The organism is Clostridium sp. 2218st1_F5_2218SCRN_220325, assembly GCF_039062665.1.
Lineage (GTDB): Bacteria > Bacillota > Clostridia > Peptostreptococcales > Peptostreptococcaceae > Intestinibacter.
The window spans coordinates 92,668-112,078 of the sequence record NZ_JBCLNH010000008.1; the positions used below are offsets into that span (position 1 = coordinate 92,668).

The following is a 19,411-nucleotide window of genomic DNA, read 5'->3' on the forward strand; positions in this document are numbered from 1 at the left end:
TTATATGTATAAGGTTTAAAAAGTTTCTTACTCATATTTTTCAATATATCTATTTTGTATAAGATTTTTCTTTGGCCTTTATGAAATTATATAAAACTTCATTTACTGGAACTTCTATATTGTGCTCTTTTGCTAGTTTAATAAGCGTCCCCGAAAAGTATTCAATTTCTGTTTTTCTTTTATTTTCAACATCTTGTAATAAAGATGTCTTGCCATCGCCGCTAAGTGTATTTATTACATCTTGAACACTCTGCCAATTTCTATCTCCTAAGTTTATATCACAAACTTGTGATACATTCATAACTTCTTTCATTGCTTTATCTACTAAAGTTAAAAGCTCTGGCGTATTCTTAATCACTCCATATGTAGCTGCTGATATAGCAGAAACTTGATTTAATCCTATATTTAGCATCCACTTTGTCCAAACTGTCTTTATCATATCTTCAAATACTTGATTGTTTATTTTTGCATCATTTAATAGATTTTTTACAGCAAGCACTCCCTCGCTCATTTCTTTATTATTCGCATCTCCAAATTGTATTATTGCGCTGTTTGTTTGAGTTATTTTATTTCCTATTTTTACAGCATCTATCTTTATAACAAGTCCATATAAAACTTGATTATCTTTAAAAGCATCTTGCAGTATATCTTTTGCAACTATACCATTTAATAATGGAAGTATTATAGTATTTTTATGTACTAAATCTTTTATATCTTCTATAGCACTTTGAAGTTGATAATTTTTTACACTTATTATTATTAAATCAAAAGTTATATCCTCATCTGAAGATACTACCTTTGGATAAAATTGTTCTCCATTTAAATATAGCCCTTCTTTTTCTAATCTTTCTTTTCTCTTTCCATTTGCTATAAAAGCGAAATTATAATCTAAAAGTTTATGTAGAGAATATGCATATACTCCTCCTATTGCACCTGCCCCTATTATAGCTACATTTTTAATTTGCATGTAGGCACCCCCTTTTATTTATATAATATTATTTTATCCTTATTATTTGCTGTAATCTACATTTTTTATTATTTCATTTAAATCAGCTTCTGATTTTATACTATTTAAATCTTTTATATTAACCTCATATGCATTATTTCCATCTGCTTTAAAAGAATAAATTTTTATATTGCTGAAATCATAATTTATTTTTTTAAGAGTTTTTACTATTTTATAAGCATCTTTTGAAAATTCATCTTTATTTTTATATGGAAATTTATCTTTTTTACTATTTTTTGCTTTTTTTTCATAAAAATCATATGTGTATCCAAGGTTTAAGGTTAAATCTATCGGTTCTTCTCCGCTATAAAAATCATTTACTTTATATTTATATTGTTTAATATTAATTGTTGGTTCTAATATCATATAATATCTTTTTATCCCTGTTTCTTTTTCGATATTATAAGATATATAATTATTAATCTCATCTTGCATATTAGTAATTGTATCTTGGTAATATCCATCTCCTATACTACGATCATAGTAGTAATCTAAATATGACTTAGTTTTATAATTACCGTCCCCAACTTGTGCAAAAAAACCTCCCCTTTTAAAATCAAACGAAATAGATTCTATTTCAAGTTTTCCATTATAATTTTTATCTATATAATCTTCAAATGCGTATTTTGCTTTTATATATTCAATTGGATTTCCAAAAAATCCGCTATAAAAATATATCGCAATTCCACTTAAAAAAACTGCTATAATTAATTTTATATATTTCATATTCTAACCTCACTAATTTGTTTTTAAATTTTTTATACTACTTGCTAAAAATAACCCTACAGCTGTCCACAATAAAATAAATATACTATTAAAAATTATATAATCTGATTTTTGTAAAATAATATTAAATAATATATTAAAAATAAGTGCTGTAGATATTATAAAAATATTTTCTTTATATAAAAGTCCAAGTAAAAAAGGTATTATTATAATCCATGGTATTGTGCTTAAAAATCCATTTCCTAATATACTTATTCCAACAGATACAGCCATTGAAAATATTATTAAAATATACTTTATTTTGTTTAAATAATTTTTAATAGAATCTAATGTATCTGTTTTTAAATTTTCGTATTCATCTTCTTTTAAATCAATATTTTTTTCATATTCTAAATTTACATCTTCTTTTAACTCGTTATAAATTTTTTTACAATTTTCACATTCTTCTAGATGCAACTCCATATCTTTTTTACTTTCTTCACTTAAAATATCTTCTATATAAAGTGGCATTAAATCTTCACTAATATTGCATTTTAATTTACTCATTTTATCACCTGCTTTTGCTATATTTTTTAATCTTTAAACCGTTTCACTATTTTTTTCTTTTCTCTAAAAAAATTAACTCTACAGTAATTCTCACTTTTACCCAAAATTTTTCCTATCTCCTTAAACGTTAAATCATTTATAAGCCTAAGTATCATTATCTGTCTTTGTGGCTCTTTTAGGCTGTTTATAACTTTTAATATCTCACGGTATTTATACATATCATCTTGTGTGAACTCCTCAACCTCATCAAAATCACTTTCATAAATCGATTGTGTTTTAGGATGTTTTTTTAAATATGTATAATATTGATTTTTTGATATAGATAATAACCATGTTTTTTCGCTACAATTGCCTTTAAAGTTTTTTATACTCTTTATACACTCCAAAAATGTTGTTTGCATAATATCTTTTGCAACTTCTTCATCAAAACTAAGTGAATAAATAAATCTATATACATCTTTGGAATATAAATCGTATAACTTTTCAATTTGCTTCATTTATCCCCCTATCTTTCTAGCTAGAAATTTGTGTTTCATATAGTAGTATAATAAAATATACATTTCGTTACATTATTTTTAAATTTTTTTCAAAATTTTTGAGTGAAAAATTATTTTTACAAGTATTGATATATGAAAAGGTAATTATCTTAAATTAATACTTGTATTAAAATGTATCTATAAAAATAAAATGGAGGTTTTTAAATGGAAAAATTTAAGGAGAGAAAAATCATCAAACTTTTAAAAAAATCTCCTGAAGACGGCATAAAAATGGCAATCGATGTTTATGGTCCTGCTATTAATACAATTTGTAAAAATATACTTATAAATTTAAATAGCGAAGACATAGAAGAGGCTATATCAGATACTTTTTTTAAGCTTTGGAAAAATATCTACAATTTTAACCATGAGAAAAATAAATCATTAAAAAGCTATATCTATGCAATTGCAAGAAACACTTGTTTCGACAAACTTAAAACATCTAACTCTAATACTTCTCTATTTGAGATAGAAGAAAATGATTTAGGTATAGATGTAGACATGGAAGATGAATACTCAAAATTACATAATAAGAAAATAATTAAAACTACATTAGATAATTTTAAAGAACCTGATAGATCGATTTTTATACTTAGATATTTTTACTTTGAAAAAGTAAAAGTAATTGCATCAAAATTAAATTTAAGCGAAAAGAAAGTTGAAAATATACTTTATCGAAGTAAAACAATTTTAAAAGAAGAGTTGATAAAGGGAGGGATTATTTATGAAAAAGATTGATAAATTATTAAATAATATAGATGAAGACAAATACCTAGATAATGAAAAACCACTTTGTGAAAATGAAAAAGAAAAGATTTTTAATATGACTATGGATAAAATTAAAAATTCATCCAATCAAAGTAAAAGCAAGAGCAAAATAATATCACTTAAAAAGACTGTAGCTATAATTTTAGCTTCTGTGCTTATGATTTCTACATTATCATTTGCTGCAGATTACTTTTCATTTGATGCTCAACTTGCTAATTTATTAAATATAAATAAAGAAAATGAATCTCTTATAAATGGCTCTGGTGCAAATATAAATAAGTCTGTAGAATCCAAAGGGCTAAGAATAACTGCTACCCAAGTCATCAGTGATAAAAACTCATTGTATATAATACTAAAGTTAAAAACAAAAGATGAATTTTCACATTCTTTAAAAACATTTAATGACTTTAATTTTGAAGTTAAATCAAATGGCGATTATAGACCTTCTTCTAGTGCGACATTTGAGTCTATAAAATCCGAAGATGACGATTCTCATACTTCTACACTTTTAATTACTATGGAAGAAGAAGATATAAACAATAGCGATATAAGACTTAGTTTTAAAGATTTTGGTTACTATCCTTATAATAAGAATAAAGATGAGTACGGCGATTTTGTAAATTTAATAAAAGGAAGTTGGACTTTAAAATTTAAATTAAATTGCAAAGATACATCAAAAACTTATGTAATCAATAAATCTTATAAAGTAGACAATAGAAGAATTCGCGTTAAAACAGTCACTTTATCACCTCTTTCTGTAAGAATTAAAAGCAATGGTAAATATAATTACTTTATAAGTAAAGTTACAATGAAAGATTCAACAGAATATTCTGGCGATGATTTCTTTATATCAAATACTTCATCTTATTCAACTATTGGAAGAGATTTATTTGGTCATTCTCAATCTTATGCAAGTTTTTCAAAGATTTTAAATCCTAAAGATATTAAAAGCATTACCATAAATGATGAAATAGAGGTAATGCTGCCTTAAAACAATATTTTGGTCTATAATATAAATAAATCTATGAAAGGATATAAAGTTTAAAACTTTAAATATATTATGGAATTTATTATTGCCAAGGAAATTTTATCAAAAATACAATATGATAATTCCCATTGGTTTGGGACTGACTACAATATGAATTTATATAGAGGTTGCTGTCATGGTTGCATATACTGTGACAGCAGAAGTAATTGTTATAATATAATCGACTTTGACAGAGTTAGAATAAAAAAAGACTGTATATCTATTTTAGAAAAGCAACTTAAATCAAAAAGACATAGTGGAGTTATTCAAATAGGAGCTATGTCAGATACATATAATCCATTTGAAAAGAAATACGAAGTAACAAGATCATCACTTAAATTAATCGATAAATACGGTTTTGGCGTAGCTATAGCGACAAAATCTGATTTAATTTTGAGAGATATCGATATACTAAAAAAAATAAATACTCACTCTCCCGTGATTGTAAAGTTTAGTATAACTTGTGGTAATGATAATTTAAGCAAAATAATCGAACCCAATGTATGTGTATCATCTAAGAGATTTGAGGCGATAAAAAAATTAAGAGAAGCAGGAATTTATACAGGCATACTTATGATGCCCATACTTCCATTTATAAACGATACTAAAGATAATATCGATAAAATAATAAATCAAGCTTATAAATCAGGTGCTAACTTTATTTATCCTATGTTCGGAGTTACCCTTAGAGCTAATCAACGATTTTATTATTATAAAAAACTAAGAGAAAATTTCCCAAATTTAGTATCTAAATATCAGAATTTATATGGCGATAAATATATATGTAACAGTCCAAACTATAAATCTTTACAACAATATTTTGAACAAAAATGCTCTGAGTTAGAAATAACTTATAAAATGGAGGAAATAATCTCAGAATATAAAAGTAAATTCCAAAGTGAGCAAATATCATTTGATTTATAATTTATAAAATCAAAATCCATATTTATATTTAAGAATTTTAAAAGGAGTATAAAAATAATTTTGTATTTTCATACTCCTTAAATTTTATATAAAGAATGGACAATCAAGGAGGCAGGTTACTGACGGATTATCCGCGTCTGGACTACCAACCAGAACTGTATTTTTATCTTTATAATTAAATCTTAATCTCTTTGGATTACTGTGTCAAACTAAGGTTATTTTTAACTTAGAAATATTGCTCTTTATTTAGTTTATCCAAAAAAAGAGTCGGCATAATTTGCCGACTCTTTTTATTATATTTGTTGAACAACTCTTTGTTTGTATACTTTCTTTTCTTTGGCTTCTTTTGCTGCTCGTATTCTTGCAAGTCTTTTTTCTCTAGAATCTTTAAATCCTTTAACTAATATAAACATTCCACACAAGAATACAAATAAGTAGAAACTTACCCCTCTACTAAGTAGCATAGCTTCATTTAATACTGTGACAGGGAATAATAATTTAAATAAAGTTAAGAATCCACTTTCACTAACCCCTACTGATCCTGGAAGAGGCAGTGCAGAAACTGATATAAATAATACAGCTTGAACTCCTATAAATACAAATATTGAGTACTCATTAAACCCAAATGAACGATAAATCCAATAAGGTATACTGTGTAGTGCAAATATTTGTATACATTTTGTTATAAAAGTTTTAACCATTATTCCTTTGTTTTTAACTATATACATAGCACACTCTTTATAGTCATCTATTACTGAGTCTACTTTTTCTTTTAATACATCTGCTTTTTTAAATCTACAGAATTTTAAAAATCCCACTATTACATTTAGTATTTTTTTAACACCTTCACTATAGAATAAAACTAATACTAATGCCATAAGCATAGCAAAGTTACATATAAGTCCTATAGTAAATAAAATCATAAGAGAATTAACTTTTCCAGCTAAAAGCGAACGTTGGCTTATAAATCCAATTATCGCGTACATTATAGTTACTGTTTGGAAAAATATAAATTCAACAAATAATACAAGTGTAGAGTGAGATATTTTTATATCATCTTTATACATTTGGTAAGCTTGCATCGGTTGCCCACCAGAAGCTGAAGGTGTAATTGAACTAAAGAAAAATCCTTGTACTGAATAATTAATACATTTTAGGAGATTTGTTTTACATCCTAAAGCACTAAGGTTTCTTCTAAAATTACTAGCTTCACATAATAAAAATACACACATACATGTAACTGCTGTTAATATATACATTATATTTACATTTGATATAGTTTTAGCCACTGCATTTAAATCCATATCTTTAAATACAAAGTAAAATGTAAATATTATTAATATCAAAAATAATCCCCCGTTTTTTAATATCTTAAAAAATAAATTTTTATAATCCTTCATAAATATACCTCCATATATCCTTACCCTTATATCCACTTTCTATTATTTATTATAAATAGACAATCATAAGATTTTCTTAATAAAAAACTTACAATTTTATGAAGATTTTAAATATCTCGTTTTAATTATTTATTTCTATATATAATATATCACTTCTCTCTATATTTTGAACTTACAATTAGCTTACAAATTTGTCATATAGTTCTATCTATTCATCTTAATATATTCAACATAAAGCTCTTATATCATTCTCCTCTATTATATTTAACAAAGGGGTTATGTGTTATTCATATATACAACAATATTTTACAATCATTGTACTAAGATAATAATACAATAATGCATTTTATTTGTCAACAAAAAACAGCTACCATTAAGTAGCTGTTAATTTGTATTTATTCTATTATTTTCAGATTTATAAACAATTTTCTAAAGTTATTGACAGTCTTTTCACTTAAAACTATATCTTTTGCTATTACTTTATCGTAAAATTCTTTTGCTGCCATAGTTTTGTTTTCTTCATATCTTACTGAAAGTTGATTTTTATCTTCTTGACTTATAAGAGTCTCTACAAATTCTGGATTTCTTATAAATTCTTTTTCTGCCATAGTTTTTTTGCAATTTATAAAAAATACTTCTTTATTCAATCGTAAGTTTAAATTTTCAATAAGCTTGTTGCACTCTATAACACCCGCTTTATCATAATCTAATACAACTTTATAATTGCATCCCCAACCAATTAATATAGATACTAGTGCATTTACATTGCCAGCTCCTACTGACGGCAAAATATAAGGCCTTTTCTCTTCTTGCACTTCTAAATAATCTAGCATAGCTGTAAAATACATATAGTCAGTAATTCCCTCTGTTACTATATTTAGCTTATCTAATCGAGGTCCTAAATTGTATTTTATATCTGCTCCAATTGCTTTTAAAAGAGGTGTCAATGTTTCTCTTTTTGAAGATGAGTTAAACTTATTGTCATACGCATTATTAAATATATGACTTATTCCATTTTCATCTTTTTCTATAGCTCTGACATTTATTATATCTTCTGTGTCTATCATATATGGAGAATGTGTTGTATAAACAACCTGACTTCCATTATTACATAGACTTTTTAATAATGTTAATAATTCTCTTTGAGCATTTACATGAAGATATACCCCTGGCTCATCTAATAAGTATATTATAGTTTTATTTTCTAAATCCTCGTATAAAAGTTCTATAAACAAGTTGAAAAGCCATTTAAGACCATTGCTTTCTTCTTCTAAATTAATTTGATTGTCATTTGTCTTTAGATATATTTTTAGACATTCATTATCAAAGTTGACTTTTATCTTTGTATCTATATTATTTTCAAAAAAATAATTGAATTGTTTTTGTATATTATACTTTACTTTTTCTTTAATACTACTTCTACACTTATTTCGCTCATTTTCATCTTTTGAATCTATAGAATTTATAAATTCATCTAATGGAGCTTTTGTAATGACCATAAATTTATATAAAAGCCCTTTTTTGCTTTTTATCGCTGATTTTATTTCTTCAACATTATATATACTTTGTAGTTCTTCCTCATTAGTTCTATAATAAAATACTGGAAGCACTTTGTATTTCTTTTTAATTTTACTCTTTATCGTCTCAATATGCCTTATAAGTGTGTAACATTCTTCATTATATCCTTCATAAGCCATGTCTTTTTGCTGCAAAATTAATACTTCTAGTATTTCATTTAAACTTTTTTTATATTTAGTCCAAATCCTACTGTCAATCTCTATTAATTTATCCAATTTATCATCTATACTTTCAATAAATTCTTTAGTCGTATATTGAGAGTAAATTTTAAAGTAGCTCAATAAATTATCTTCTAAATAATAAATTGCATTTTTTAGCTCATTATCCTGATCAAATAATAATGAAAATCCACCTTCAAACTCAATATCATCACTCGAATAAAACTTAAATATAGTTTTTGATTTCTTATTTTCTATTGAAAACTTTTTACATTCACTTTCCGTAAATTTTAATTCTAATGTTATAACTATACTCTTTTTTGTATATCTATTTTTTTTGCTAAAAAACTCCGTATTAATATAATGTGTAAATGACATATTGCCCAAAGCCTCTAAAATATTACTTTTCCCCGAATCATTTTTTCCTATTAGAGCTGTTATATTATCTTCTAAGAGTAAAGTATTTCTTTCGTCTCCTAAAGATTTATAATTGCTGATCACTACGCTTTTTATCTTCATCTAAATCTCTCCCAACAAAACCTAACATCTATAAGTAAATTATAATATTTATTTATGATAATTAGATGAAAATATCCACAAAAAAATCACAAATTATACAAGTTGTATAATTTGTGATTTTTAATTAGTACTATTTCTCGATTATTTACTTTCAGCTATTGCTGTCTCTACTTCTACTTCTTGGTCTTTAAACTCTGAATTGTTTAAAACTCTATTTAAAATAACCCCGACTATAGCAGCTAAGCTAAGTCCTGTTAAGCTTGAAGTTTGTGATAGTGGTATTCCGATTTCTATTCCTGCAAAAGTACTTAAGTATGAAGTTCCAAGACCTATTATAAGTACTATTGCCATTATTATCACATTTTTTATATTTCCTTCATAGCATTTGCTGTCTTTTATACTCTTAACCCCTACATAAGTTATCATAGAGAATAGGTATATACTTATTCCACCCATAACGGCTTGTGGTATACTTTGTAAAAAGCCTCCGAATTTACCTACACAAGATAATACTATTGCGAATACTGCTGTTAACTCTAAAACTCTTGGGTCGTAGTTTTTAGTTATTGCTAAAAGTGCAGTATTTTCACCGTAAGTAGTATTAGCAGGTCCACCTGCAAATCCTGCAAATATTGTTGCAAGTCCATCACCTAATAAAGTTCTATTAAGACCTGGATTTTCTATAAAGTTTTGTCCAACAACTGTTCCATTTGTAGTTATATCACCTATATGTTCCATAAATGTTGCAAGAACTACTGGTGCTATCATTAAAATTGCCTCTAAACTGAATTTTGGTAGTCTAAAGTTTGGTATTGCAAACCAACTAGCTTGACTTGCTGTTGTAATATCTACTTGTTTTAATATGAAGCTAAGTGCTAATCCTGTAAATACTGCTATTATTACACCAAATTGTTTTATGCTACCTTTTGCAAATTGATTTATTCCTATTGCTACTGCTAAAGTAATTATTGCAATTGGTAAATAAGTCATTGCCATATCTACTGCTGAAGGAATTAAGTTTAAACCTATAACTGCTATCATTGCACCTGTAACTTGTGGTGGGAAATATTTTTTTACTTTTTCCACACCTATGAATTTAACAATTAAAGACATTATGATATATAAACATCCTGCTACTATAATTCCTCCTTGTGCATAAGCTAAATCTCCGTTAAATGCATCTGAAACTTGATTTATTACACCTATAAAGGCAAAACTTGAACCTAAAAATACTGGTACTCTCCAGTCTGTACAAAAATGGAATATTAATGTTCCTATACCTGCGCAGAATATTGCCACTGATGGGTCAAATCCTGTTAATAGTGGAACTAATACTGTCGATCCAAACATCGCAAGTAAATGTTGAAGTGATAAAGCCGCTTTTCTCATATATATACCTCCAAATATTATATAAATTTAATTCCGTTTATTATTTCTCAAATTTTATTATTTTTATTATTCTTTTATTTTTACAGAATCTTCTCCGTCTATATCTAATAACTCAACAGAGATTATTTCTTGTTTTGATGTTGGTACATTTTTACCTACATAATCTGCTCTTATTGGTAACTCTCTGTGACCTCTATCTACTAATACTGCTAATTGTATAGCTTTTGGTCTTCCTAAGTCCATAATAGCATTTAGAGCTGATCTAACTGTTCTTCCTGTATATAAAACATCGTCTACTAAAACTACTATTTTGTCGTTTATGTCTACGTCTATATTTGTACCGTTTATTACAGGTTCATGTTGGATTTCTTTTAGGTCATCTCTGTATAATGTGATGTCCATTTCTCCAGTTGACACTTTGTGTCCTTCGATTTGCTCTATTCTTGTCGCAATTCTATTTGCTATAGGTACACCTCTAGTTTTTATACCGATTAAGATAACATCTTCAACACCTTTGTTCTTTTCTATTATCTCATGGCTTATTCTAGTTATAGCCCTAGCGATTGCTTTTTCATCCATTAATCTAGCTTTTTCTATCATGTCTGCCTCCTTTTCTTTAGTATTACCGTATAAATATGAGAATCTTTATTTCAACAAAAAAAACTTCCTGCACAAGACAGGAAGTTATACTTTCGCGCATCAAAAGTACATCTATGCCTTATGATCTCTCTGTATCAATTAAAGGTATATCTATATTTTTACGTTTATGTTAAATTTTAATTTTAATCGAGTTCTTTATTACTTAAATAACATTATATAATTTTAAGTTTATTATTTCAATAGTTATTTTATTTTATTAAGTATTTCCACGAAATAACTTGGCAATTCAGAGTTAAACTCGACGTATTGTTTAGTTGTTGGATGTATAAATCCTAATTTTCTTGCATGAAGTGTCTGACCACTACATTTTATTTTTGAATTTTTAGGTCCATATATAGGGTCCCCTAAAAGTGGATGCCCTATACTAGCTGCATGAACTCTTATTTGATGAGTTCTACCAGTCTCTAAACTAGCTTTCATGTGTGTAAAGTTATCATATCTTTGTATAACTTCAAAGTGAGTAACTGCTCTTTTTCCATCTTTTACGATTGCCATCTTAAGTCTATCTTTTGGGTTTCTTCCTATTGGTCTATCTACAGTTATTTTGTCTTGTTTTACAACTCCATGACATATAAATTCATATTCTCTAGTTATTGAATGGTCTTTTAGTTGTTCTGCTAGACAATTGTGTGAATTATTATTTTTAGCTATCATCAAAATTCCCGAAGTATCTTTATCAATCCTATGTACAATACCAGGTCTTATTACTCCATTTATAGATGATAAGTTGTCTTTGCAGTGATATAAGATTGCATTTACTAAAGTGTTTTCATAATTTCCCGGTGCAGGATGAACTACCATATCTTGCGGTTTATTTACTATTAGTAAGTCGTCATCTTCATATACTATATCTATCGGTATATTTTGTGGTACTATTTCTAAAAGTTTTGGTGCTGGTATTTCTATAACAACATGGTCGTCTTCTTTTACAGCATATTTTGCTTTTTCTATTTTATTATTTACTTTTACTTTTTTATCTTTTATTATCTTTTGAATATAGCTTCTAGACATATCTCCTAATTGTGAAGATAAATAAACATCTAGTCTATCTCCTTCTTCGTCTCCTAGAACTAAGAATTCTCTTATTTCATCTTGAATATTTTCTTTATTGTTCATATTTATTTCACTTTCTTTTTAATATTTATTGTATATTATTTAAATATACATCTAAATTTTATTTTTAATACTTATCTAGTTTATTGTTTTTTTGTATTTGAGTCAAATAATACTACATATATACAAAGTAATATTGTACCTACTACTATAAAACAATCTGCTAAATTGAAAACATAATTCCATATAAATACAAAATCAAAATAATCTACGACAAAATCTAATCTAACTCTATCTATTAAGTTCCCCAAAGCCCCTGCTATAATTAATACAATCGAGAACTTACATATCTTTGAATTTATTTTTTTAGAATGTAACATATAAAGTCCAGCAATAGATGCAATTAGTGCAACTACTACAAATATCATTTGATTATTCTCAAATAATCCAAATGCTGCCCCTCTATTTTCAACATAAGTCAAGTTAAATACATTTTCTATTACAGTAATAGCCCCTTTATATTTTAATTCATTTAAAGCCCAATTCTTTACAATTTGATCAATACCTATTAAAAGTATTATCATTAATTCATACATATCTGCCTCCTAAAAAAGTATTTTTCTACATTATACCTAAAAAATGCATTTTATAAAAGAGATGTCAGAATTTAATTATCCAACATCTCTTTTTATATTATTTTATATATTTAGTTTTATTTATCTATATGTTCCATCAATTGTGAAATAGTTACGAATTTATATCCTTTTTCTTTTAATTTTGGAATTACTATATCTAAAGCCTGTATTGTCTGAGATTTGTCGTTTCTAACAGTGTTGTAGTCGTGTAAAATTATTATATTTCCATTTTCGACTTTTTCATCTATAGTGCTCACTATTGTATTTACCCCTGGATTAGACCAATCTCTTACGTCTATATTAGACCATAGTATTATATTCATATTTTTAGATTTTACCACCTGACATAAGTCTCTACTTAGCGCTCTGTATGGTGGTCTAAATAATGTCGGATATTCTCCTGTTATTTCTTTTATTGCTTCTTGAGTTTTTGTAACTTCTGATTCAATTTCTGATTTTGTTTTTTTAGCTGCATTTATATGTGTGTATGTGTGGTTTCCTATTTCATGCCCCTCTTCTTTTTCTCTTTTAACTATTTGTTTATTGTATGGAACTTTTTCTCCTATTAAGAAAAACGTCGCTTTTACATCGTATTTTTTTAGGATATCTAAAACTTGTGGAGTAAATACTTCATCAGGACCATCGTCAAATGTAAGTGCAACAACTTTTTCAGATTTATTACCCTTTTTTATTATAATATCTTCATAGTCGTATTTATAACTATCTGCAGATACATCTTTATCATTGTCAGCTGAGCAAACTCCCGAAAATCCTGCTATAAATAAGATGATTACTAATGTGTAAAGGATTTTTTTCATTTTAGAACCTCTTTTCTTTCTATTTTCTATGACAATTTTTTATTCTTAAAAATTGATTTCATTTCTAGTTTGCCCATATTTTATTTTTCATTATATATTTTTATGATTTTTTATAAAATTTCAGTTTTAACAAAAAAAGGATGCCATTATATATGACATCCTTTTGATTTATATAGTTAATCTATTTAATTATTTAAGTTTAAAAGATTATTTTACAACTATGTTTATTAATTTTTTAGGTATAGCTATAACTTTAACTACAGTTTTGTCGCCTATAGATGCTTGTATTTTATCATTTTCTAAAGCTACTTTTTCCATTTCTTCTTTAGTCATGTTTGCACCTACGCTTAATTTAGCTCTAACTTTACCGTTTATTTGAACTACTACTTCTACTTCATCTTTAACTAAAGCAGATTCGTCAAATTGTGGCCAGTTTATATCAAATATACTTCCTTCTTTACCTATCATTTGCCATAATTCTTCACCTACATGTGGTGTAAATGGAGCAAGTATAGTTACTATAGTTTCGATACCTTCTTTGATTATTCCGTCATTTCTAGTATCTAATTCTTTGTATTTATACATTTCGTTTATTAACTCCATTAATGAAGCTATTGCTGTATTAAATCCAAATTTATGGCTTAAATCATCTGTAACTTTTTTAAGTGTTGAATGTATAGTAAATCTCATCGCTTTATCTTCTTTAGTTGCAACATTTACTTTTGCATCTGATTTAGCTATATCTTTTAATTCATCAACTAATCTATAAACTCTGTTTAAGAATCTGAAGCATCCTTCAACACCTTGTTCAGACCAGTCTAAGTCTCTTTCTGGTGGAGCTGCGAATAATACGAATAATCTAGCAGTATCAGCACCGTATTTGTCTATTATTTCAAGAGGTGATACTGTATTACCTTTAGATTTACTCATTTTGCTACCATCCATTAATACCATACCTTGAGTAAGTAAGTTTTTGAATGGTTCGTCAAAGTCTACCATGCCAACTCTCTTTAATGCTTTTACAAAGAATCTAGCGTAAAGTAAGTGCATTATAGCATGTTCTACACCACCGATATATTGATCAACTGGCATCCATTTGTTTACTACTTCTGAATCGAACATAGCTTCTTGGTTTTTGTTGTCTATATATCTTAAGAAATACCAAGATGAGTCAACGAATGTATCCATTGTATCTACATCTCTAGTCGCATGTTTACCACATTTTGGACAAGTAGTATTTACGAAAGTTTTTGAAGTTGTAAGTGGAGATTCACCTTTTCCAGTAAATTCAACATCTGTTGGAAGTAATACTGGTAAATCTTTTTTGTCAACTGGAACTATACCACATTCTTCACAGTAAACAACTGGTATTGGAACACCCCAATATCTTTGTCTTGATAATAACCAGTCTCTAAGTCTGTAGTTAACAGTCTTTTTACCTCTTCCTTCTTTAGCTAACTTTTCAGTTATTTTATCTTGAGCTTCTGTAGCATCCATTCCATTGAATTCTTCAGAATTTATCATTTTACCGTCTTCATCTATAACGTCTATTATTTCTATACCGTATTTTGTAGCAAATTCTTTATCTCTTTCGTCATGAGCTGGAACACCCATTATTGCACCAGTACCATAGTCCATTAATATATAGTTTGCTATCCATAGAGGAACTTTTCTTCCTGTTATAGGGTTTATTACGTGTTTTCCTATGAACATACCTTCTTTTTCTGTATCAGTAGAAGTTCTTTCTATTTCAGTTTGAGTATGCATTTTTTGTACGAATTTATCTACATCAGCTTCATATTCAGTACCAGCAACTAATTCTTTAACTAGTGGGTTTTCTGGAGCTAATGCCATGAAAGTTGTTCCATAAACTGTATCTGGTCTAGTCGTATAAACGATCATTTGGTCATCTGAACCATCTATATCGAATACTATTTCAGCACCATGAGATTTTCCTATCCAGTTTTTTTGCATTGTTTTAACTTTTTCTGGCCAACCTTCTAATTTGTCTAAGTCATTTAATAATTCTTCAGCAAATTCAGTTGTTTTGAAGTACCATTGTTCTAATTCTTTTTTAACTACTACAGCGTCACATCTTTCACATTGTCCACCAACAACTTGCTCATTTGCAAGAACTGTCTCACAAGATGGACACCAGTTTACGAAAGATTTTTTCTTATATGCAAGACCTGCTTCTAAGAATTTTAAGAATATTTCTTGTGTAAATTTGTAGTAATCTGGATTAGAAGTTGCTATTTCTCTTTCCCAGTCATAACTTAAACCTAATAATTTTAATTGGTTTTTCATGTCATCTATGTTTTCATAAGTCCATTTTGCTGGATGTATTCCGTGTTTTATAGCAGCATTTTCTGCTGGAAGACCGAATGAGTCCCATCCCATTGGATGTAGAACATTGTATCCTTCCATTTTTTTAAATCTCGCTACAACGTCACCTATTGAATAGTTTCTAACGTGACCCATATGTATTTTCCCTGATGGATAAGGGAACATCTCTAATGTGTAGTATAAAGGTTTTGATGTATCTCTTGTATCTGTTTTATATTGGTTTGTTTCTTCCCATTTTTGTTGCCATTTAGTTTCAACATCTTTAAACTTGTAAACGCTCATTATGTTACCTCCTAATTCTGATTTGTTTAATAAATATAATGTTTTTTATTTCCAAGTTATTTGTATAATAAAAAAATCCTCGCCCTAAACAAAATTTGTTTAGGGACGAGGATATATTCTTCGCGGTACCACCCTAATTAGCCTATAAAAAGACTCACTTAGATAGTCTTTAAGCCAACTACGGCCAAATAATTTAATACTAACAAGTTCGGAAATATTATTTAACTAATTCACACCTACCATTAGCTCTCTGAATAAATTCTATTACCTACTACTTTAGTTTATTTGATAAAATTTTCAGTTTATACACAAAATTTCAAATTTTTCGCTATAATTCAATATATTATCATTTTTAGTTTAATGTGTCAACATCTACGTATGGAGCATCTTTCCATAGTTTTTCTAAGTTGTAGAATTCTCTATTTTCTTCATCAAATACATGTACTATTATATCTGCATAATCAAGTAATATCCAAGTTTGTGTGTCGTATCCTTCCTTAGCTCTTGGTTCTATACCTTCTGCTGTGAATGCATCTTGTACACTATCAGCTATAGCTTTTACTTGTCTAGATGAAGAAGCTGTAGCTATTATAAAATAGTCACAAAGACTAGAAACTTTTCCTATATTAATTATCGATATATCTTGGCCTAATTTATCGTCAATTGCATCGTACGCAACTTTGACCATTTGTTCAACTGTCATTTAGTTACCTCACTTTCAAAAAAATTGTTTTTATATATATAATGTATAATTCATACATTATAAAACAACATATTCATCTATTATATCATATATTTAGACTTGAACCAACAAATTTAAATATTTTCTTGCATAAGATAATTCCTAGCGCTTACACTTCTTGGATGAATTAATTGATTGTTTTCTATTACAAATTTTATTGTGTTGTTTAATGAAGTAATCAATGCCTTATCTAGCTGTCCATTAAATGATAGCTTTCTAAGCTCGTCAACTCCTGGAAAATTACGACCTTCTTCTATCATATCTGCCATAAATATTATCTTTTCTAGTGTAGACATATTTTCTCTTCCTGTCGTGTGATATCTCACTGCATTTATTATATCCATATCTTGTATATTAAATACATCTTGAATTACAAAAGACCCTATAACACTATGAGATAGTGCTATCTTGTTTGTTTCTAGTGGGTCTAATTTTATGTTATATTTTTTTACATAAAAATCTACTTGATCTTTTGTAAAGTATTTTGCACAATCATGCACAAGCCCAGCTAAATAAGCTTTATCTTTATCATAGCTGTATATTTCGCTCAGTTTAACTGCACAATTTGCAACATTAATCGAATGTTGTAGTCTATTTGGTTTTAGCATTGTGCTTAATTTTTCTATTATTTTGTCTTTATCTATATTATGTATATCCAAATTATTCATCTCCAACCCCGTATAAGTTTTTCTCATATATGTATTTTTCTACATTTTCAGGGATTAAATACCTTACTGAATTACCTCTTTTTAATTGGTCTCTTATGTATGTAGAAGAAATATCTAAAGATGGAACATATACGCTTATTATGTTTGCATTATATTTTATTTCAAGTTTTTCAATTTGTTCTTGTGCTCTAAGCAGGCTTATTCCCGGCCTAGTAGCTGCTATAAATGTAGCTAATTTAAAGTTTTCTTCGACATCTTTCCACTCTTCTATATCACATATAGCATCTGCCCCTGTTATAAAGAAAAATTGTGCCCCCGGATAATTTTGTTTTAGATGTCTAAGTGTATCTACAGTATATGTTTTTCCCTTTTTCTCCATTTCAGTATTAAATGCTATAAAATCTTTATTTTTAGCAATTGATAATAATACCATATTATATCTATCGTATTTGTTAGTAATATTCCATAATTTATGTGGCGGGTCCCCAGATGGTATAAATATAATTTTGTCTAATTTATATTTACATCTTATAAATTCTGCAGTTGCCAAATGGGCATAATGTATTGGATCAAAAGTCCCTCCCAAAACCCCTACTCTTAGTCCCTCGCAATCTCTTTCAAAATCTGCTATCTTATCGTTATTATAAAATTTAGATTCGATAACTAAATCGTAAATACTCATCAATACTCTCCTTTTTTTACAAATATAATAGTATTATATCATTTTTAATTATGTCGGGTACAAAAATCTTTATTATCTTACTATTTCATAAATTATTATTTAAAATGATTGTTTTTTGTCAATAATCTTCTGTAGTATAATATAAATATTAACAAAAATTAAGGAGAATAAACATGGGAATTATAACAAAAATAGAATCTCAGAAAAAAAGAGATGATAGAGTTAATATATATGTTGATGAAAAATTCTTTATGGCAATTTATAAAGAACTTGTATTTACTTTTAATTTAAAAAAAGGACAAGAAATCGACCCTAATAATTTAAAAAGTATACTAGACAATGAAATGTATATGAAAGCTAAAAATAAAGCATTATCAATACTTTCAAAGGCAAGTCAATCAGAAAAACAAATAAGACAAAAACTATCTTCAGATTACGAAGAAGATACTATAGATATGGTTATTGAATTTTTACAAAAATACAAATTTGTAGACGATGAAGATTTAGCAAGTCGAATAGTAAATACTAATGTCAATTTAAACAAATACGGAAAAAATAAAATAAAACAAAATTTATACAACAAAGGTATAGATAAAAATATTATTGAAAATGCAATAGATGAAATAGATATAGATAAAGAATTTGAAAATGCTCTTTATCTAGGTAAAAAAAGATACGATAGATTAAAAAATGAAGATCCAAGAAAAGCATATCAAAAAATAGGCAATCATTTGGCTTATAAAGGTTTTAATTATGATATAATAAAAAAAGTATTAAACAAATTATTTAATGATGTTGATGAGTATTCTTGTTAATTATATTTGGAGGTAAGGTATGGCAAAGATAGCTATTGCAATATTTTGTGTAATTCTTGGTTGTTACAATATTAGAAATTTATATAAACAAGATAGAATGAAATAAAAACATTTTTATTTCAAAATTCAAAAA

The 19,411-nt window shown here is 27.2% G+C and carries 19 protein-coding genes and 1 other annotated feature; of the genes, 4 read left to right on the plus strand and 15 right to left on the minus strand.

Going from position 1 to position 19,411, the window contains the following annotated elements; genetic code table 11:
- Window positions 1-49 precede the first annotated feature (49 nt).
- The 4 genes from ABCM86_RS06700 to ABCM86_RS06715 are packed head-to-tail and all read right to left on the minus strand — an operon-like array spanning window position 50 to window position 2,775.
- A complete protein-coding gene (locus tag ABCM86_RS06700; protein ID WP_343003723.1) occupies window positions 50-967 on the minus strand; it encodes a ketopantoate reductase family protein in 918 nt (305 codons plus the stop codon).
- A 42-nt stretch (window positions 968-1,009) separates the two neighbouring features.
- Window positions 1,010-1,732: a hypothetical protein gene (locus ABCM86_RS06705; RefSeq protein ID WP_343003724.1), complete on the minus strand. Its 723-nt coding sequence runs from the start codon at window positions 1,730-1,732 to the stop codon at window positions 1,010-1,012.
- Window positions 1,733-1,744: 12 nt separating this feature from the next.
- Window positions 1,745-2,278 carry a zf-HC2 domain-containing protein gene (locus tag ABCM86_RS06710; protein WP_343003725.1) on the minus strand — a complete coding sequence of 178 codons (534 nt, stop codon included), beginning with the start codon at window positions 2,276-2,278 and terminating at the stop codon, window positions 1,745-1,747.
- Window positions 2,279-2,304: 26 nt separating this feature from the next.
- On the minus strand, window positions 2,305-2,775 hold the full coding sequence (locus ABCM86_RS06715) for a sigma-70 family RNA polymerase sigma factor (RefSeq protein ID WP_295762333.1): 471 nt from the start codon (window positions 2,773-2,775) through the stop codon (window positions 2,305-2,307).
- 204 nt (window positions 2,776-2,979) lie between these two features.
- On the opposite strand from ABCM86_RS06715, the gene ABCM86_RS06720 reads away from it, so the two are divergent.
- From ABCM86_RS06720 to ABCM86_RS06730, 3 genes are all read left to right on the plus strand, one after another.
- Window positions 2,980-3,552, plus strand: a complete 573-nt coding sequence (locus ABCM86_RS06720) for a sigma-70 family RNA polymerase sigma factor (RefSeq protein WP_343003726.1) — start codon at window positions 2,980-2,982, stop codon at window positions 3,550-3,552.
- Window positions 3,539-4,573 carry a DUF4179 domain-containing protein gene (locus tag ABCM86_RS06725; protein ID WP_195929547.1) on the plus strand — a complete coding sequence of 345 codons (1,035 nt, stop codon included), beginning with the start codon at window positions 3,539-3,541 and terminating at the stop codon, window positions 4,571-4,573. Before ABCM86_RS06720 ends, ABCM86_RS06725 begins: the two co-directional genes overlap by 14 nt.
- 147 nt (window positions 4,574-4,720) lie before the next feature.
- Complete coding sequence (locus ABCM86_RS06730; protein ID WP_343003727.1) at window positions 4,721-5,533, plus strand: radical SAM protein; 813 nt, start codon at window positions 4,721-4,723, stop codon at window positions 5,531-5,533.
- Window positions 5,534-5,826: 293 nt separating this feature from the next.
- Here the strand turns inward: ABCM86_RS06730 and ABCM86_RS06735 are convergent, their stop codons facing one another.
- The 11 genes from ABCM86_RS06735 to nadD all read right to left on the minus strand — a co-directional run bounded on the left by ABCM86_RS06735 (window position 5,827) and on the right by nadD (window position 18,463).
- On the minus strand, window positions 5,827-6,933 hold the full coding sequence (locus tag ABCM86_RS06735) for a lysylphosphatidylglycerol synthase transmembrane domain-containing protein (protein ID WP_343003728.1): 1,107 nt from the start codon (window positions 6,931-6,933) through the stop codon (window positions 5,827-5,829).
- Window positions 6,934-7,328: 395 nt separating this feature from the next.
- Entirely contained in the window at window positions 7,329-9,188 is a 1,860-nt protein-coding gene (locus tag ABCM86_RS06740; RefSeq protein ID WP_295675284.1) for an ATP-binding protein, read from the minus strand.
- Between the two features lie 141 nt (window positions 9,189-9,329).
- Window positions 9,330-10,577: a uracil-xanthine permease family protein gene (locus ABCM86_RS06745; RefSeq protein ID WP_343003729.1), complete on the minus strand. Its 1,248-nt coding sequence runs from the start codon at window positions 10,575-10,577 to the stop codon at window positions 9,330-9,332.
- Between the two features lie 66 nt (window positions 10,578-10,643).
- Entirely contained in the window at window positions 10,644-11,177 is a 534-nt protein-coding gene (pyrR, locus tag ABCM86_RS06750) for a bifunctional pyr operon transcriptional regulator/uracil phosphoribosyltransferase PyrR (RefSeq protein ID WP_195930530.1), read from the minus strand.
- Between the two features lie 243 nt (window positions 11,178-11,420).
- Entirely contained in the window at window positions 11,421-12,353 is a 933-nt protein-coding gene (locus ABCM86_RS06755) for an RluA family pseudouridine synthase (protein WP_195930526.1), read from the minus strand.
- An 80-nt stretch (window positions 12,354-12,433) separates the two neighbouring features.
- Window positions 12,434-12,886 carry a signal peptidase II gene (gene lspA, locus ABCM86_RS06760; RefSeq protein WP_195930521.1) on the minus strand — a complete coding sequence of 151 codons (453 nt, stop codon included), beginning with the start codon at window positions 12,884-12,886 and terminating at the stop codon, window positions 12,434-12,436.
- A 116-nt stretch (window positions 12,887-13,002) separates the two neighbouring features.
- Window positions 13,003-13,743, minus strand: coding sequence for a polysaccharide deacetylase family protein (locus ABCM86_RS06765; RefSeq protein ID WP_195930511.1), 741 nt, complete (start codon window positions 13,741-13,743; stop codon window positions 13,003-13,005).
- Between the two features lie 207 nt (window positions 13,744-13,950).
- Window positions 13,951-16,371 carry a leucine--tRNA ligase gene (leuS, locus tag ABCM86_RS06770; protein ID WP_195930510.1) on the minus strand — a complete coding sequence of 807 codons (2,421 nt, stop codon included), beginning with the start codon at window positions 16,369-16,371 and terminating at the stop codon, window positions 13,951-13,953.
- A gap of 98 nt (window positions 16,372-16,469) precedes the next feature.
- Window positions 16,470-16,661: a binding site (T-box leader), on the minus strand.
- 62 nt (window positions 16,662-16,723) lie between these two features.
- Window positions 16,724-17,074 carry a ribosome silencing factor gene (rsfS, locus tag ABCM86_RS06775; protein ID WP_295571558.1) on the minus strand — a complete coding sequence of 117 codons (351 nt, stop codon included), beginning with the start codon at window positions 17,072-17,074 and terminating at the stop codon, window positions 16,724-16,726.
- A 113-nt stretch (window positions 17,075-17,187) separates the two neighbouring features.
- Window positions 17,188-17,781, minus strand: a complete 594-nt coding sequence (yqeK, locus tag ABCM86_RS06780; protein WP_295571559.1) for a bis(5'-nucleosyl)-tetraphosphatase (symmetrical) YqeK — start codon at window positions 17,779-17,781, stop codon at window positions 17,188-17,190.
- A complete protein-coding gene (nadD, locus tag ABCM86_RS06785) occupies window positions 17,774-18,463 on the minus strand; it encodes a nicotinate-nucleotide adenylyltransferase (RefSeq protein WP_195930485.1) in 690 nt (229 codons plus the stop codon). Before nadD ends, yqeK begins: the two co-directional genes overlap by 8 nt.
- 173 nt (window positions 18,464-18,636) lie before the next feature.
- Here nadD and recX point away from each other — a divergent pair, with 173 nt between their 5' ends.
- Window positions 18,637-19,278 (plus strand): recombination regulator RecX, encoded by a 642-nt coding sequence (recX, locus tag ABCM86_RS06790; protein WP_195930484.1) that lies wholly within the window; start codon window positions 18,637-18,639, stop codon window positions 19,276-19,278.
- Window positions 19,279-19,411 lie beyond the last annotated feature (133 nt).

Excerpts from the sequence above, each read along its gene's own strand:
- nadD (WP_195930485.1), bottom strand. The coding sequence starts at position 18,463 with ATGAGTATTTACGATTTAGTTATCGAATCTAAATTTTATAATAACGAT.
- leuS (WP_195930510.1), bottom strand. The coding sequence starts at position 16,371 with ATGAGCGTTTACAAGTTTAAAGATGTTGAAACTAAATGGCAACAAAAA.
- lspA (WP_195930521.1), bottom strand. The coding sequence starts at position 12,886 with ATGTATGAATTAATGATAATACTTTTAATAGGTATTGATCAAATTGTA.
- rsfS (WP_295571558.1), bottom strand. The coding sequence starts at position 17,074 with ATGACAGTTGAACAAATGGTCAAAGTTGCGTACGATGCAATTGACGAT.
- ABCM86_RS06740 (WP_295675284.1), bottom strand. The coding sequence starts at position 9,188 with ATGAAGATAAAAAGCGTAGTGATCAGCAATTATAAATCTTTAGGAGAC.
- ABCM86_RS06710 (WP_343003725.1), bottom strand. The coding sequence starts at position 2,278 with ATGAGTAAATTAAAATGCAATATTAGTGAAGATTTAATGCCACTTTAT.
- ABCM86_RS06730 (WP_343003727.1), top strand. The coding sequence starts at position 4,721 with ATGAATTTATATAGAGGTTGCTGTCATGGTTGCATATACTGTGACAGC.
- yqeK (WP_295571559.1), bottom strand. The coding sequence starts at position 17,781 with ATGAATAATTTGGATATACATAATATAGATAAAGACAAAATAATAGAA.
- ABCM86_RS06765 (WP_195930511.1), bottom strand. The coding sequence starts at position 13,743 with ATGAAAAAAATCCTTTACACATTAGTAATCATCTTATTTATAGCAGGA.
- ABCM86_RS06755 (WP_195930526.1), bottom strand. The coding sequence starts at position 12,353 with ATGAACAATAAAGAAAATATTCAAGATGAAATAAGAGAATTCTTAGTT.
- recX (WP_195930484.1), top strand. The coding sequence starts at position 18,637 with ATGGGAATTATAACAAAAATAGAATCTCAGAAAAAAAGAGATGATAGA.
- ABCM86_RS06720 (WP_343003726.1), top strand. The coding sequence starts at position 2,980 with ATGGAAAAATTTAAGGAGAGAAAAATCATCAAACTTTTAAAAAAATCT.
- ABCM86_RS06700 (WP_343003723.1), bottom strand. The coding sequence starts at position 967 with ATGCAAATTAAAAATGTAGCTATAATAGGGGCAGGTGCAATAGGAGGA.
- ABCM86_RS06705 (WP_343003724.1), bottom strand. The coding sequence starts at position 1,732 with ATGAAATATATAAAATTAATTATAGCAGTTTTTTTAAGTGGAATTGCG.
- pyrR (WP_195930530.1), bottom strand. The coding sequence starts at position 11,177 with ATGATAGAAAAAGCTAGATTAATGGATGAAAAAGCAATCGCTAGGGCT.
- ABCM86_RS06725 (WP_195929547.1), top strand. The coding sequence starts at position 3,539 with ATGAAAAAGATTGATAAATTATTAAATAATATAGATGAAGACAAATAC.
- ABCM86_RS06735 (WP_343003728.1), bottom strand. The coding sequence starts at position 6,933 with ATGAAGGATTATAAAAATTTATTTTTTAAGATATTAAAAAACGGGGGA.
- ABCM86_RS06745 (WP_343003729.1), bottom strand. The coding sequence starts at position 10,577 with ATGAGAAAAGCGGCTTTATCACTTCAACATTTACTTGCGATGTTTGGA.
- ABCM86_RS06715 (WP_295762333.1), bottom strand. The coding sequence starts at position 2,775 with ATGAAGCAAATTGAAAAGTTATACGATTTATATTCCAAAGATGTATAT.